General features: G+C 58.7%; 12 protein-coding genes and 1 tRNA gene. All 13 read right to left on the reverse strand.

All coding sequences use genetic code 11. The features are described from left to right. Positions 1 to 11: 11 nt before the first annotated feature. The 13 genes from UM93_RS05590 to obgE all read right to left on the reverse strand — a co-directional run bounded on the left by UM93_RS05590 (position 12) and on the right by obgE (position 14770). Entirely contained in the window at positions 12 to 3107 is a 3096-nt protein-coding gene (locus UM93_RS05590) for a type I restriction endonuclease subunit R (RefSeq protein ID WP_045076945.1), read from the reverse strand. Next, the gene (locus UM93_RS05595; protein WP_052663645.1) at positions 3104 to 4171 is read right to left on the reverse strand and encodes an ATP-binding protein; all 1068 of its coding nucleotides are present in this window, start codon (positions 4169 to 4171) and stop codon (positions 3104 to 3106) included. Before UM93_RS05595 ends, UM93_RS05590 begins: the two co-directional genes overlap by 4 nt. Continuing rightward, positions 4172 to 5338 carry a restriction endonuclease subunit S gene (locus UM93_RS05600; RefSeq protein WP_045074245.1) on the reverse strand — a complete coding sequence of 389 codons (1167 nt, stop codon included), beginning with the start codon at positions 5336 to 5338 and terminating at the stop codon, positions 4172 to 4174. Continuing rightward, a complete protein-coding gene (locus tag UM93_RS05605; RefSeq protein WP_045074247.1) occupies positions 5335 to 6903 on the reverse strand; it encodes a type I restriction-modification system subunit M in 1569 nt (522 codons plus the stop codon). Before UM93_RS05605 ends, UM93_RS05600 begins: the two co-directional genes overlap by 4 nt. A gap of 161 nt (positions 6904 to 7064) precedes the next feature. After that, a tRNA-Ala gene (locus UM93_RS05610) sits at positions 7065 to 7137 on the reverse strand. Positions 7138 to 7280: 143 nt separating this feature from the next. Next, positions 7281 to 7919 carry a histidine phosphatase family protein gene (locus tag UM93_RS05615; RefSeq protein WP_045074248.1) on the reverse strand — a complete coding sequence of 213 codons (639 nt, stop codon included), beginning with the start codon at positions 7917 to 7919 and terminating at the stop codon, positions 7281 to 7283. Then, positions 7916 to 8278 carry a ribosome silencing factor gene (gene rsfS, locus UM93_RS05620; RefSeq protein WP_045074250.1) on the reverse strand — a complete coding sequence of 121 codons (363 nt, stop codon included), beginning with the start codon at positions 8276 to 8278 and terminating at the stop codon, positions 7916 to 7918. The genes UM93_RS05615 and rsfS overlap by 4 nt, the downstream gene beginning before the upstream one ends. Positions 8279 to 8294: 16 nt before the next feature. Continuing rightward, on the reverse strand, positions 8295 to 9737 hold the full coding sequence (locus UM93_RS05625) for a hypothetical protein (RefSeq protein ID WP_052663646.1): 1443 nt from the start codon (positions 9735 to 9737) through the stop codon (positions 8295 to 8297). A gap of 33 nt (positions 9738 to 9770) precedes the next feature. Continuing rightward, the gene (gene nadD, locus UM93_RS05630) at positions 9771 to 10391 is read right to left on the reverse strand and encodes a nicotinate-nucleotide adenylyltransferase (protein ID WP_324606746.1); all 621 of its coding nucleotides are present in this window, start codon (positions 10389 to 10391) and stop codon (positions 9771 to 9773) included. Positions 10392 to 10401: 10 nt separating this feature from the next. Further along, complete coding sequence (locus tag UM93_RS05635) at positions 10402 to 10650, reverse strand: hypothetical protein (RefSeq protein ID WP_045074253.1); 249 nt, start codon at positions 10648 to 10650, stop codon at positions 10402 to 10404. A 62-nt stretch (positions 10651 to 10712) separates the two neighbouring features. Further along, positions 10713 to 12023 carry a glutamate-5-semialdehyde dehydrogenase gene (locus UM93_RS05640; protein ID WP_045074255.1) on the reverse strand — a complete coding sequence of 437 codons (1311 nt, stop codon included), beginning with the start codon at positions 12021 to 12023 and terminating at the stop codon, positions 10713 to 10715. A 40-nt stretch (positions 12024 to 12063) separates the two neighbouring features. Continuing rightward, entirely contained in the window at positions 12064 to 13191 is a 1128-nt protein-coding gene (gene proB / locus UM93_RS05645) for a glutamate 5-kinase (protein ID WP_157874109.1), read from the reverse strand. After that, positions 13181 to 14770 carry a GTPase ObgE gene (gene obgE / locus UM93_RS05650; RefSeq protein WP_045074258.1) on the reverse strand — a complete coding sequence of 530 codons (1590 nt, stop codon included), beginning with the start codon at positions 14768 to 14770 and terminating at the stop codon, positions 13181 to 13183. Before obgE ends, proB begins: the two co-directional genes overlap by 11 nt. Between the last annotated feature and the right edge of the window lie 92 nt (positions 14771 to 14862).

Here is a 14862-nt window from a genome sequence, read left to right on the forward strand (position 1 = left end):
CGTCAGTCCTTTCATTCTCCCGCGGTGAGCCCGAAGAACCGCTCAAAGAACGTGCCGAGCTTCTGGATCACACGTTGCTTCTTCTCGCCGTGTCCACCATCTGTGGCGAACCGCGAGATCGGTGGCAGCACCTTTGTGATGGCGGTGCCGCTGGTGCGGATCTGGCCGTCGCGGAATGCGGTCTCGACGAACGCGCGGGTCTCCTCTGCACGAAGATTCTCGTCGGCGATAATCGTCCCGAGTTCGGCCTGGCGCTTGGCAGCGATGAACGCGCTCCACTCCTGGTCGATCTCGCCGTCCACAGAGAGCGAGTCGACGAAGTCCTCGATGAGGTCTTTTTTGTTTCGCAGGGTCGGGCTGGCGTCCACGGCGCGAGAGATTTCGGCGCGGATCTCCTTGTCGTCACCGTCTCCGCGTTCGTCGCGGTACTTCTGCACGAGCATGAGGATGTAGTCGACGTTGATCTCGACCTGCTTGATCAGCTCGATCTCGAAGACGATGTCGTCATTGATCTGTTCCTTGTCGGCGTCCTTGTCCTTGCCGAACTCCGCATACAGGTCGAGGTAGACGCTGCGGTAATCCTGACCCTGGCGGTCGGTGAGGATTGCGTTGCCGATGAACTCGTCGAACGAAGTGAGGATATTCTGCAGGCGCAGGATCGCGCCGAACAGCTTAATGAACTCCTTCTGAGCAGCCTCGCCGATAATCGGCTGACCGAGGGGGAAGGTGCTGAGTAGTTCGGTGACTTTCTCGGCGTAGTCGTTGTAGTACTCGCCGTACGGTTTGAGAAGCACGACACCGCGGGCGTCCTTGTTTCCGAACAGCGCAATCGCATCGTTTGTCTCGTCTTCGAGGTCACGGAAGCTGACGATGTTGCCATAGGTCTTTACGGAGTTGAGGATGCGGTTCGTGCGCGAATACGCCTGGATCAGTCCGTGCGCACGCAGGTTTTTGTCGACGAACAAGGTATTCATCGTGGTCGCGTCAAAGCCGGTGAGGAACATGTTCACTACGATGACCAGATCGAGATCCCGGTTCTTCAACCGTTGCGAAAGGTCTTTGTAGTAATTCTGGAAGCGGTCGGCGCTCGTGTCGTAGCTGGTCCCGAAGATATCGTTGTAGTCCTGGATCGCATCCTCAAGGAAGCTCCGGGAGTCGGTCGACAACGCGTCGGTGTCGAATGCCTCTTCGTCGAGGATGCCGTCTTCGACGGCGTCGTTCGCGCCGTAGGAGTAGATGAGGCCGATCTTCAACCGACGATCCGGTGGCAGCTGTACTTGCTGCATCTGGAAGTGATTGTAGTAGCGGCGAGCAGCATCGATAGAGGCGGTCGCAAAGATCGCATTGAAACCACGCACCCTCTTCCGCTCTCGTACGGCCGCCGCCTGCCGCTTTGTGCGTATGGACTCAGACACGTTCGTGACAACGGAGTGCTCAAATATAGAGGAGCGTTTCGTCTTCTGATCGAAGTGCTCGAGCGTGTACTTCACGATGTCGGAGATGCGGCGCGAGTCGAGCAGGACGCTCTCTTTGTCGATCGCAGACACCTGGCTGTTGTCGGGATTGCCAACCTTGATCGTGTTCACATAGCCGATCCGGAAGGGGAGCACGTTCTTGTCGGTAATCGCATCGACGATCGTGTACGTATGCAGCTTTTCACCGAACGCCTGCTCGGTGGTCTTGAGCTGTGGGTTCCCGCCGCTGCCGGAGTTGGCGGAGAAGATCGGCGTACCGGTGAAGCCGAAGAGGTTGTATCGCTTGAAGGCCTTCGTGATCGCGGTGTGCATGTCGCCGAACTGCGACCGGTGACACTCGTCGAAAATGATCACAACATGCCCGTCATAGATGGCATGGCCCTTGTTCGCGGCGATGAACGTTGAGAGCTTCTGGATCGTCGTGATGATGATCCGCGCACCCGGGTCTTCGAGCTGCTTCTTCAGCACCGCAGTCGAGGTGTTCGAGTTCGCCGCGCCCTTCTCGAACCGGTCATACTCCCGCATCGTCTGGTAGTCCAGATCCTTACGATCCACGACGAACAACACCTTGTCCACGCTCGGCAGCTTCGACGCAAGCTGCGCGGCCTTGAACGACGTCAGTGTTTTGCCAGACCCGGTGGTGTGCCACACGTATCCGCCCGCAGCGACGGTCCCGAGAGTCTTGTAGTTGGTGGAGATGTCGATCTTCTGCAGAATCCGCTCGGTCGCCACGATCTGGTACGGGCGCATCACCAGCAGCATCCGGTCAGCGGTGAGCACGCAGTACTTCGTCAGAATGTTCAGTAGCGCATGCTTGGCGAAGAACGTCTTCGCGAACGCCGACAGCTCCTGAATCGGCTTGTTCTGCGCATCTGCCCACCACGACGTGAACTCGAACGAGTTCGACGTCTTCCGCACTCGCTTGGAACCGGCAGCCTCGCTCAGATGCTGGCGACGAGTGGTGTTGGAGTAATACTTCGTGAGCGTCCCGTTAGAAATCACGAACAACTGCACATACTCGAAGAGCCCGGAACCTGCCCAGAAACTGTCACGCTGGTACCGGTCGATCTGATTGAACGCCTCACGGATGTCGACGCCACGCCGCTTCAGCTCGATGTGCACCATCGGCAGCCCGTTCAGCAGCACCGTCACGTCGTAACGATTCGAACGAGCCGAGCTGCCTTCGCCCTGACCGATCTCGTACTGGTTGATCACCTGCAGGCGATTGTTGTGAATGTCCTGCTTGTCGATCAGCAGGATGTTCTTCACCGAACCGTCATCACGCTTCAGCAGCTGAACGTGATCCTCCTGAATCCGCACCGTTTTCTCGACGATGCCGTCGTTCGCGCCAGCAATCCGCTCCGAGAAGAACTGCTCCCACTCCGCATCAGAGAACGTCAGCGAGTTCAGGGCTTCGAGCTGGGCACGGAGGTTAGCGACGAGTTGCGTTTCCGATCTGATCGGCAGATACTCGTACGCCTGAGACTGCAACAGCCGGATCAACTCACGCTCAAGCTCCGCCTCAGACTGATACGACCCAGCACCCGCCACGTCAGGGATGTACTCAGCAACAACCGTACTCTCGGACGACACGGCAATCGGGTCATACTTGCGTGGAGTAGCGTCACTCATGCCGCTACCGCCCATCTGAACGCCTTCAAAAACTCCTGAAACTCGCTCCTAAATGCTTCCTTGTACTCTGCGGCCACCTCAGAGGTATCGATATCAGCGAATCGGTCATGGCTGTACAGATTAAGAACCTTCACCACCAGGGGGGCATCCGGCCCGACCAGGAGATCGCCCCAACCTCCGGTGTATCCGAGGAAGTTTGCCGTCTTCTCGAGCAGTGCTCGGAACTGATTGAAGTGGGCTCGCTCAATCGCATTCGCAAAGATCGCCCCTTGAATTTCTTCGATAATCCCTAGGTGATAGCTGAAAGGCGAATCCTTTGACTGCTTAGCAAGCGTCCACCCGGTGACAGGCCCTCGGGCAAGAACGTACGCCCGGTCACTCCTCCGACGGAGCGAATTGAACAGAACATTGAAGAAGAGAGCGTGATGAGTGGCGATCACGAATCTCAAGTTGATCTCTGCCGCTCGCTTAATGAGCCCCGACAACTCAAGCGCCACTGATACGATACGCACATCGTCCATGGATGACACCGGATCATCTATGACAGCGAGCGTTAATTGGTCATAGTCATCCGTAGAACGCAGCTCGGGGTTATCACGAAGCGTCTCAATCGCTTCGCTCAAAACAGAGTAGTAAACGCTCCAAACAAATATGCTTTCCTCGGCTCGAGATATTTTAATGCCATCCGCCGAGGTGTCATCACCCTTGTGTATGCCAAAGCTAATCTCTCCATTTTCGAAGTCAAGCCTTGGTTCAATTCTGCCGCTCGTGAAGGCTTGGAAGTTATCGATGATCGCACCATCGAGGCCTTGCGTCACGATCGTCGCTAGTAGCTCCGACTCCAGATTCATCCTAAGCACCACTCGCTCGTTGTCCCAGGTGAATAAGTCCTCGACAAAAGAGTTATAGAGTACGACGCCCTCTGGGTCATCCTCCTTAAGGTGCTGAGCCAGCCGAGTTTTACCGACCGTGTTTGGAGCGTAAATCAGGGCGCTACGCGAATCGGCAAGACCCTGCAATACCTCGTCGGCCAAGCTCGCGACTGTTTCATGACGGCTCGTCATCTAGACAGCCTCCTTGAAGGCCAGCAGCTTGTCACGGTAGTACTCATACTGCTTACGACGCGCGGCAAGCTCCGCAGGAAGACCAACGCTGAGGTCGTTGACGAGCGCGTCGAATTTGTCGAGAACAGAGCCGATGCACAGTTGCTCATTAGCCCGAGGCACGTCGACTACAAGTTGATTGAGCGTGCCCACCGCAAGTCCCGGCTGTGCGGACTTCGAAGCATACTGATTCAGATTCATGCTTGTGAGTAAGTGGAATGCCCATCGAATATCCACGCCATCACGCGGAGTGACAACGACAGCATGTTCAGTTGCATAAAACTCGCCATCCGCGCGTTTAACATTCCCGCAAAGTGCACCTTGTCGACCAATCACCACAAGATCGCCCCGTTGATTTGGTGACGCGACATACCCTCGTAGACCTCCTCCGCCAAAACACGGGACGGTATGTCTCGAGTCGGGAAGCGGGACGATCTCAGAAGCAGTGATGAATTTCCCCGCGCGCAGGTCGAAAAGCTCGTCCAGCCGAGCCTGATGGCGTTTCACCCCGTCACCCATCAGGAGATCATTGCGGTAGTGCTCGTATTGGCGGCGGCGCGCTTCCAACTCCGCTTCCAACTCCGCTTCCAACTGAGTGAACTGGTCCAATATTCGCACAACTTCCCTCTGCACCTCGAGGGGCGGCACGGGGAACCTGAACCTCTTGAATCCGGTCATGTCCACTGAAGCGAAACTGGACGTAGTGGTGTTGTTGCGGCACCACTCATCGAGAACGAAACCGTAGTAATACATAAATTTCATGTCGATCTGGTCGGCATAGTCCGACTTGATCGAAAGCGAGGTAAATCTCTGATTTGAAAGGTGAGGCACGGTCACAAGAGCGTGTTCGCCGATCGTCGCAGAGGTGGCGACAAGTAGTGAGTTTGCGGGGAACAGCTTTCCGCCCTTGACTGCAACTCCTGGAACCCGTTGGAGTGCGTGATCAAGTACGCCACCGTTGGCTCGTATGTCCTCCATGCGAAACCAAGGAACATTTCCGTCCGACCAGAAGGAAGCATTTGATTTTGACGGGGTGTACCCGTTCCTAAGATTGAAGAGCTGAGCGACCTCAACGTAACGAACTCCGTCCGGGCAAAGCTCTGCGATCAGTTTGTCGATCCGACTCACGCCGTGCCCTCCAGATCTGCGACGATGGCGTCGATGGAGGTGCGGAGCTCGGCCTGGCGGGCGACGATGCTGGCGATCTCGGCGTTAAGTTCCGTGATGTCGACGATCTCGCGGGTGTCTTCAGCTTCAACATACGAGGAGACGGCGATGTTGTAATCGTTGGCCGTGATGCCTTCGTTCGACACGAGGGTGGCGACGTGGTCGACACTTTCCCGGGCGGTGAAGGTGTCGAGGATGTGCTGCTGGTTGACCTCGGTGAGCTTGTTCTTGTTGCCGGTGCGTTTGAACTGGTCTGAAGCGTCGATGAAGAGTACTGCGTTGTCGGTCTTGGATTTCTTGAGCACGATGATGCAGGTGGCAATCGTGGTGCCGAAGAACAGATCCGGTGGGAGCTGGATGACGGCGTCAACGTAGTTGTTGTCGATGAGGTACTTGCGGATCTTCCGTTCCGCGCCGCCTCGGTAGAGCACACCAGGGAACTCGACAATGGCCGCGGTCCCGTTGACGGCGAGCCACGACAGGATGTGCATCGTGAAGGCGAGGTCGGCCTTCGACTTCGGTGCGAGCACACCAGCGGGGGCGAAGCGCGGGTCGTTGATCAGCAGCGGGTTGGCGTCGCCGTCCCACTTGATCGAGTAGGGCGGGTTGGAGACGATCGCTTCGAACGGTTCGTCATCCCAGTGGGCTGGGTCGGTGAGGGTGTCTCCGTGGGCGATGTTGAACTTCTCGTAGTTCACGTCGTGCAGGAACATGTTGATTCTGGCAAGGTTGTAGGTGGTCAGGTTGATCTCCTGACCGTAGAAGCCCTGTCGCACGTTTTCTTTGCCGAGGACTTTCGCGAACTTCAGCAGCAGTGATCCGGATCCGACGGCGGGGTCGTAGACCTTGTTCACCTGGGTCTTACCAGCCACGGTGATGCGGGCGAGGAGCTCTGAGACTTCCTGGGGTGTGTAGTACTCGCCACCGGACTTGCCCGCGCTGGAGGCATACATCTGCATGAGGTACTCGTAGGCGTCACCGAACAGGTCGATCGAGTTATCCTCGAAGTTCCCCAGCGGCAGGTCACCAATCGCATCCAGCAGTTTCACGAGCTTCTCGTTGCGCTTAGCGACCGTGTTACCGAGCTTGGAACTGTTGACATCGAGGTCGTCGAACAGGCCTTTGAGGTCATCCTCAGCATCGGTGCCGACGGCGGAGCCTTCGATGTTCTTGAAGACACGAGCGAGGGTCTCGTTCAGGTTGGCGTCGTTCGCGGCGCGCTTGCGGACGTTCTGGAACAGCTCGGAGGGGAGGATGTAAAATCCCTTTTCCGCCACAGTCACATCTCGCGCTACCTCTGCAATAGAATCTGACAATGTGGCGTAACCGAATCCTGTTTCGCCTGCCTCGTGTTCTCCGTTATTGATATATGCGGTGAGATTCTCGGAAATGAATCGATAAAAAAGAATGCCAAGTACATAGCTCTTGAAATCCCACCCGTCGACACTGCCCCGCAAGTCATTGGCGATCCGCCAAATCGTCTTGTGCAATTCTGCTCGTTGTGTCTCTTTGGTCGTGGGGGTCATATCTCGTCTCCTGCGCTTATGCGCGCCGATCATCTCGCTTGACTTCGTCGTCTTCCACACTATCCGGGAGCTATGACAGAGAGGAGTATCCCACGCAATAAGAATTTCAGAGTTGCACAAAAAGAGAGGACCTACCGAAACGGTATGTCCTCTCTAAAATGTGGAGCTGAGGGGACTCGAACCCCTGACCCCCTGCATGCCATGCAGGTGCGCTACCAGCTGCGCCACAGCCCCAAGTTGCCGAAGCAACTTGTCTATCTTAGAACAGCATTTTCAGCTTGCCAAATCGGCCACGCCCCGGGCCCTGAGCCGGTCTCGAAGACACGATGATGGCTCTGGCTGGGCCATCAGGAAGCTACTGCCGACCGCTCTGAATCTCAGCCTTCCTGGAGTACCACCGGTTCCGGAAGTGAACCGGCGTTATGCTCGGTCAATCGCCAGCGCAACGGGCCCTGGTGCTCTTCAAGCACCGACCATTGGCAATTTGCCGCACCGGAGAGCACACCCCAGAAATCAGTGGGTAGCTGCAGCAGCGCGGAAAGCCCGGAACGGATTGCGCCACCGTGGGTGACCACAATAAGCAATTCCTCGGCGGCTAAGCCCGCAACCGCCTCATTAACCGCAGCCGACACTCTGGCACCCACTTCAAGCCGGGTCTCACCGCCGCCCGGCCGGACGTCGACCGCGCCGGTCTTCCAGGCTTGAGACTCCTGAGGGAACTGCGCGTCGATCTGCGCGAAGCTCAGACCTTCCCAACTCCCGGCATAGGTCTCACGCAGCCGCGCATCAGTATGCGGCGTCAGGGAGGTTGCAGCCGCCAAATAACCGGCAGTCTGCTGGGTGCGTTGCAGATCCGAACTCAGGATGGCCGTCGGCGCTAAGCTGGCGAGCAGCTTAGCAGCACGTCGGGCCTGTTCATGACCCACCTCGTCAAGGGCGATATCTGTCTGCCCTTGAAACCGTCCCGCCTGGTTCCACGCGGTTTGCCCGTGTCGCCAGAACAGCACCCGACTCATGAGTCGAGTTGCAGGTCCACTACCGGGCAGTCTTTCCAAAGCCGATCCAGGGCATAGAAAACCCGATCCTCTTCATGCTGCACGTGAACCACCACCTCGACATAGTCGAGCAGCACCCAACGCCCCTCCGAGCGCCCCTCCCGGCGCACCGGTCGCAGGTCCCGCTGCAGAAGCTCTTCCTCAATGCCGTCCACAATGGCATTGACTTGGCGCTCGCTTGAGGCCGAGGCAATCAAGAAAATATCGGTAATGGCCAGCTGATCGCTGACGTCAAGGGCAACGATGTCTTCGGCTAGTTTTTCCGACGCGGCTTTCGCAGCTGCTCGGACCAAGCTGAGAGAACTCTCGGTGGCAGTCAATGTGCTCCTACTCGGCTCATCGAGCCATGGTTGAGATGATCATGATTAATCCTGCAATCAAAGCCCCGCCGCAAACAATACCGGCGCCCCATTGCCACAGTCTGGTCCGTCGAATCCTACCAAGACCAGCGGTGACCGCGTCCAGCGGTTCCAAGCCGTGCGCACTATTAGCGGGCATTGGCACCGCCTCTGCTTCCGCCTCACCTGTCCCCTGCGGGCGAGTACGCAGTTGCGCCACTTCCTCGGCCCGACGCAACACCTGCCCAGGAGAACCCAGATTCACCGGCCCGGTGGGCTGCGCGCTGAGCTGGCTGGCGGCGCCCCGCGGCGGAACCGAGGGCGGTTTGATCGGGCGCGGCAAAGCGGTGGCAGCCTGCGGGGCTACAACCGGGACGTGAGAAGTCGTCGGCGGCCTGAGTACCGGTCGCTCCACCCCCGGTACTTTAACGAACTGCAGCGGGGTGACCATCGCCAGATTATGCGCCGTGGTTGGGTCATTGAGTTGCTGTCGCGCGCCCGCGCTCTCCTCGGCCAGCTTAGCTCGCGCCTGCGCACGTTCATTGAGAATAGCCGCGCGTTCCGCCAGAGCCTTCTGCTGTGCCAGTAGCTCGACGTCGACTTTAAGCGGGTCCTCCACCGGCGGCAGGGAGCCGGTGTGTTCCATGGCAGCGGCAACGAGTTGCTCCCGGGCGAGCTGTTGCTCACGGGCCAATTGCTCATTGCTGTACGCAGCCTGCAATGACTCTTCACGAGCTGCCAATGCGGCGCTGATGCTCAGTTCCGGCTGCTCTGCTTCGCCGGCAGTGGTGGGCAAGGACGCAGCACCCGGCTGCGTCGACGACGTTTCGGTCGCCGGATGACTGCCGCTAGAGGGAACAACAGGTTGTGCATTGGTGATCGGAGCCCGATCAGCTTCCAGCATTTGCTGACGCAACAATCGCCTGGAGGGCAACGGCTCGGCTGGCTTCGCCTCCTCAGCAACCTCCCGGTAGGCTCGCAATGCCGCCCGATCTCTGGCACGCACCTGGGATCGACGTTCAGGACGCCGCTCACCCTGCGCATCGGGTGGTGCGGCTAAGGCCCGCCGGGAGTGTGAAGCAACGGCGCTCGGCTCTTCCTTGCCAGCTTGCTGCTCAGTCGACGCTGGTGGTGACGAGGAGATCGCCTGAGGGGTTACTTCCGCGGGGGTCTGATCGGCTAAAGCGGCCAGCCGCGCACGTTCGGCCGCTCTCAGCGCCTGCCGGGTCTGTTGTCCAGGTGCGGAATGTGCGCCCGGTTGTCGGCTTGGCGGATCTTGCTCTGGTAGCTGCTCGACGTCCGCCGCAGATGTTGACGATGACGACAGCAGCGGCACCGAAGGGTACTCACTTTCGGCGGCTTCTTGCGCCCCCGAGTCGGTGAGACCCTGGTGGCGCCGTAGCTCTCTACGGCTGCGAGGCTGCTCGGCGTCCTGACTCATGCTGCGTCTTTCACTGTCCGTTTCCTTGAATCATTACTTATCTTGGTACAGGCCGTACTTCCCGATGTACTGCACCACACCGTCCGGTACCAGGTACCACACTGGATGATGCGATGCGACCCGATTCCGGCAATCTGTCGAGGAGATCGCCATCGCTGGCACCTCGAGCAGGCTGACATCCTTACGACCCGCATCATCCAGTACATGCCCCGGCCGAGTGACCCCCACGAAGTGGGCCAAAGACCAAAGCTCATCACTATCTTTCCACGACATGATCTGAGCCATAGCGTCCGCGCCGGTAATGAAGAACAAATCTGCCTCTGGGCGCAGCCTTCGCAGGTCTCGAAGCGTGTCGATCGTGTAGGTCAAGCCTGGTCGCTCGATATCAACTCGGCTCACCGTAAATCGCGGGTTAGCTGCTGTGGCAATGACGGTCATCAGGTAGCGATGCTCAGCTTCACTGACTTTTCGGCCGGGATCACTGGTTTTCTGCCAAGGTTGCCCAGTCGGCACAAAAACCACTTCGTCCAGTTCGAATCGAGCGGCAACCTCACTGGCTGCCACCAGGTGACCGTGATGGATGGGATCGAAGGTGCCACCCATCACACCCAGGCGAAAACGCCGCTTACTCTCCGGCTCACTCACCTCACGCACCGGAAGCAGTTCAGCGATGGGAGGCCGTCCTGCCCTGACCGTGGTCGTGCTTATTGGTGTGCTGCTTATTGGGGTCAATAGTCTCTTCTACCGCTTCATGACGATTCCCAAGGTTGGTGAAGGAAACCGTGATCAGCATCAGGATCAGCAAGATCGCAAAGATCGACACACCGAACATCCAGAACGGCATGAACAGTTCAGCGGGTGCTTCGTGTTCAGCGACGACGATGGTTGCGGCTCCGGCCAACTGGCTCAGCATGGTAGTTCTCCTATAAATCCTGAAAGGACGACGTTGATGATCTCGACTCTATGTTACGCGGCTCAGCCGCGTACCTGGCCCTCGCCATGCACAATCCACTTGGTGGTGGTCAATTCACTGAGCCCCATCGGTCCACGCGCGTGCAATTTCTGGGTGGAAATACCTACCTCGGCACCGAGCCCCAGCTCACCGCCGTCGGTGAACCTGGTAGATGCATTGACGATCACCGCAGCAGAATCAATCTCCGCGACGAATCGCTCGGTATTGCTCAGGTCATTGGAAAGTATTGCCTCGGTGTGCCCAGTGCTCCAACGCCGAATATGGCTAATGGCTTGGTCCATCGAGTCAACCATGCCGACGGCGAGATCCAGGTCCATATACTCAGTGGCCCAGTCTTCATCGGTAGCTTCGGTGGCAACAAGACCGGTCGGCAACTCGGCAAGCACTCGGGAATCCGCGTGCAAGCGAACCCCGGCCTCGGCGAGTGCCTTGAGCACCTCGCTCAGGCCAGAGAATTTTTGATGCACCAGCAGGGTCTCCACGGTGTTGCAGACGCTGGGGCGTTGAGTCTTTGAATTCAGTACGATCTCGACCGCCGAATTGACCGAAGCAGATTCATCAAGATAGATATGTACATTGCCCTCGCCGGTTTCAATCACCGGGACGGAAGACTCGTTCACCACGGTCTGGATGAGTTCATGTCCGCCGCGCGGGATCAGTACATCCACTCGGCCGCGAGCCTTCATCAGCACGGCAGCACCGGCTCGCCCATAGTGATCAACACTCTGCACCAAATCGGCGGGTAGCCCAACCGTTTCAAGCGCATCACGGATCACCGAAAGTAACTCACTATTGGTTTGGGCGACGGCGCTACCACCGCGCAAAATCACCGCATTACCGCTTTTCAAGGCTAATCCGGCGATGTCGATGGTGACGTTCGGCCGGGCCTCGTAAATCGCGGCCACCACCCCCATAGGAACCTGCACTTGGCGCAGCCGCAAACCATTCGGAAGCGTCTGACCACGCACCACGGTGCCAACCGGATCCGGCAGTGACGCCAGGTTGTGCAGCGCGGCAATGAGCTGATCGATGCGTGCCGGAGTCAGCTTCATTCGGTCCTGCAGTGCAGCGGCGAGCTGTTCAGCGCGGGCCAGTTCTAGGTCGCGGGCATTCGCCTCAAGTAAGCCCGGCTGATGTGCTTTAAGCGCCTCAGCGATGGCCAGCAGCGCGCGATCCTTCCATGCACGATTGGCCCGGGCGAGCTTTCTGGAAGCGGCACGCGAACGATCAGCTATCGCATGCACAGCGCTCTGAATCTGATCCGCCGAAGCCTCGCTTCGGGCCGTTTCGGTCTCGCTTACCAGCTCTGTCATGCGCCTATTCTAGCTGTGATACCGAGCGGGTTTGGAAATTTTAGAGCAATACCAGGTCATCGACATGGACCACTTCGCGTAAATAGTCACTGCCAAGTTCCGCCGCTAGTTCCTTAGTGCGTCGGCCCAGCATTTGCGGTAGTTCTGAGGCTTCATAATTGACCAGTCCCCGGGCGAAGGCTCGGCCCTGCAAATCCAGTAGTTCGACCGCATCACCGGCTTCAAAATCCCCCGAGATCGCTTTGATTCCGGCCGGCAGCAGGGACTTATGCCGTTCCCTGATCGCCCGCACCGCACCGTCATCGAGTGTCAGGGTGCCATGAGTACTGGCCAGGTGCGCGAGCCAGAGCAATCTGATCGGACGGCGCACACCATGCATGCTGAACCAGGTGCCGACATGCTCACCGGCCAGCGCCGCGGCAGCCTGGGCCGTGGAGGTGATCAGCGCGGGGGTGCCGAAGCCAGCCGCAATGCTGGCTGCTTGAACTTTAGTTGCCATCCCGCCAGTCCCCAGACCAGCGGCTCCGGTGCTGCCAATGCTCAGTGACTCCAGTTCGGCGGGCTCGGAGATCTCGGCAATCCGCTGGCCGCCCTGCCCGGGCGGGGCGTCGTAAAGCGCGTCGACATCGGAGAGCAGCAGCATCGCGTCGGCCTTGACTAAATGCGCAACCAGCGCGGCTAAGCGATCATTGTCGCCAAAACGGATCTCATGGGTGGCGACCGTGTCGTTTTCGTTCACGATCGGCAGCACACCAAGGTTCAGCAGGCGTTCCAAAGCCCGGTAGGCGTTGGCGTACTGAGTTCTGCGGGTCAAATCATCGGCGGTGAGCAACACTTGGCTGACGGTTACTCCATGCGCCGCAAAGGCCTCGGTGTACCGAGCCATCAGCAGGCCTTGGCCAACGCTGGCCGCGGACTGTTGGGTCGCCAGATCTTTTGGACGCCGGGACAGCCCTAACGGTGCCAAACCGGCGGCAATGGCACCTGAAGAAACCAGAATAACCTCGGTACCGCGATTCCTGCGTTCCGCCAGCACATCGACCAGCGCGCCCAGCGCCTGTTCAGAAAGCCCGCCGTTGAGCGAAGTCAGCGAAGAAGAACCGACCTTGACAACAATCCGCGATGCCGTCGCGAGCGTGCTGCGACCGCCCTCCTGGCTAGCCATCATCGCCGTCGTGGCTCTCGGTCTGCTGCTGCGCCGACCGCCGAGCATCGACCGATTCGGTCCAGATGCCGGCCTTGCGCTCAGATTCCAACTCGGCGCGGGCAGCTGCTTTGGCGTCCCGTCGATCTTGATATTCCTCGCGCTTCTGGCTGCGCGTTGGGCGGTCGCCGACGTCAGCGAAACGCAAGTCGGTGCCACGCGGACCGGCCAGCAATTCGGCACCTGTCATCAAAGTGGGCTCCCAGTCGAAGACCACTGAATCTTTGCCGTCCTCGCCGATCACCACGGTATCCCCCGGCTTCGCACCCTCCTTGAAGAGCTGATCCTCGATACCGAGCTTGGCGAGCCGGTCGGCCAAATAACCGATTGCTTCCTCATTGGTGAAGTCTGTCTGTTTGACCCAGCGCTCCGGTTTATCCCCGAGCACTCGGTAGAGCGGTTCCAGGTTGCGCTCCTCAGCCCGGATTACGAATTCCTTGCGGTTCACCGCACGGGGCCGCAAGACCTGGGGGGTTACCGTCGGCGGCGCCACGGTGGCCTGATTTCGCGCTGCGGCAACCAGCTCAGCCATCGCGAAGGAAAGCGGACGCAGGCCCTCGTGGGAGACCGCCGAGATCTCAAAGACCCGGTAGCCGCGCTCTTCCAAATCCGCACGGACGAAATCGGCCATTTCCTTGCCATCAGGGGTGTCGATCTTATTCAGCGCGACCAGCTTAGGCCGCTGATTGAGCGGCACCACCTCGCCGTCCGCACCGGCATAACTCATATCGACGGCATACTTCTCAAGCTCGGCTTCAATAATGGCCAGATCGGAAAGCGGATCCCGATCGCTTTCCAAAGTGGCACAATCCAAGACGTGTACCAGCGCCGCGCAACGCTCCACATGGCGGAGGAAGTTATGGCCGAGTCCCTTGCCTTCCGAAGCGCCTTCGATCAGACCGGGCACGTCGGCAATGGTGAATCGAACGTCACCGGCCTCGACTACGCCGAGGTTCGGCACCAAGGTGGTGAAAGGATAATCGGCAATTTTGGGCCGTGCCGCGCTCATCGCCGCGATCAGCGAGGACTTACCGGCGGAGGGAAAGCCGACCAGCGCAATATCCGCGATGCTTTTCAGTTCCAGCACGATATCGCTGGCATCGCCATCGATACCTAACAGGGCGAAGCCTGGTGCCTTGCGTTTCTGGGAGGAAAGTGAAGCATTGCCCAAGCCGCCCTGACCACCAGCAGCGGCAATGTACTCAGTGCCTTCGCCCACCAGATCGGCGAGCAATTCGCCATCCTTGGTCTTGATCACGGTGCCGTCCGGAACTGGCAAAATCAGCGTTTCGCCGTGTTTTCCGGCGCGCCAGTCCCCCATCCCCGGGCCACCGTTTCCAGCGTGCCGGTGCGGTGCATGGTGATAGTCAAGCAGCGTGGTGGTCTGGTGGGAGACGCGCAGGATCACATCGCCGCCATTACCGCCGTTACCACCATCTGGGCCGCCCAGCGGTTTGAACTTCTCCCGCTTGACCGAAACACAGCCATGGCCACCAGCTCCGCCCGAGACATGAAGTACTACTCGGTCGACGAAGTTTGCCACTGGTTCTCCTTAGTGAGAGGCCGGGATAGAGCACCGATACGCGAACTCGGTGCTTTCCATTCTAGATCTTGCTTAAAACAAAGGTGGGGCGA

This window comes from Psychromicrobium lacuslunae (assembly GCF_000950575.1).
Classification (GTDB): Bacteria; Actinomycetota; Actinomycetes; order Actinomycetales; family Micrococcaceae; genus Renibacterium; species Renibacterium lacuslunae.

Bases quoted from the DNA above. Each gene is read 5' to 3' on its own strand.
- UM93_RS05590 (WP_045076945.1), bottom strand. From the start codon at position 3,107: ATGAGTGACGCTACTCCACGCAAGTATGACCCGATTGCCGTGTCGTCC.
- UM93_RS05595 (WP_052663645.1), bottom strand. From the start codon at position 4,171: ATGACGAGCCGTCATGAAACAGTCGCGAGCTTGGCCGACGAGGTATTG.
- UM93_RS05605 (WP_045074247.1), bottom strand. From the start codon at position 6,903: ATGACCCCCACGACCAAAGAGACACAACGAGCAGAATTGCACAAGACG.
- UM93_RS05615 (WP_045074248.1), bottom strand. From the start codon at position 7,919: ATGAGTCGGGTGCTGTTCTGGCGACACGGGCAAACCGCGTGGAACCAG.
- UM93_RS05625 (WP_052663646.1), bottom strand. From the start codon at position 9,737: ATGAGTCAGGACGCCGAGCAGCCTCGCAGCCGTAGAGAGCTACGGCGC.
- UM93_RS05635 (WP_045074253.1), bottom strand. From the start codon at position 10,650: ATGCTGAGCCAGTTGGCCGGAGCCGCAACCATCGTCGTCGCTGAACAC.
- UM93_RS05640 (WP_045074255.1), bottom strand. From the start codon at position 12,023: ATGACAGAGCTGGTAAGCGAGACCGAAACGGCCCGAAGCGAGGCTTCG.
- proB (WP_157874109.1), bottom strand. From the start codon at position 13,191: ATGATGGCTAGCCAGGAGGGCGGTCGCAGCACGCTCGCGACGGCATCG.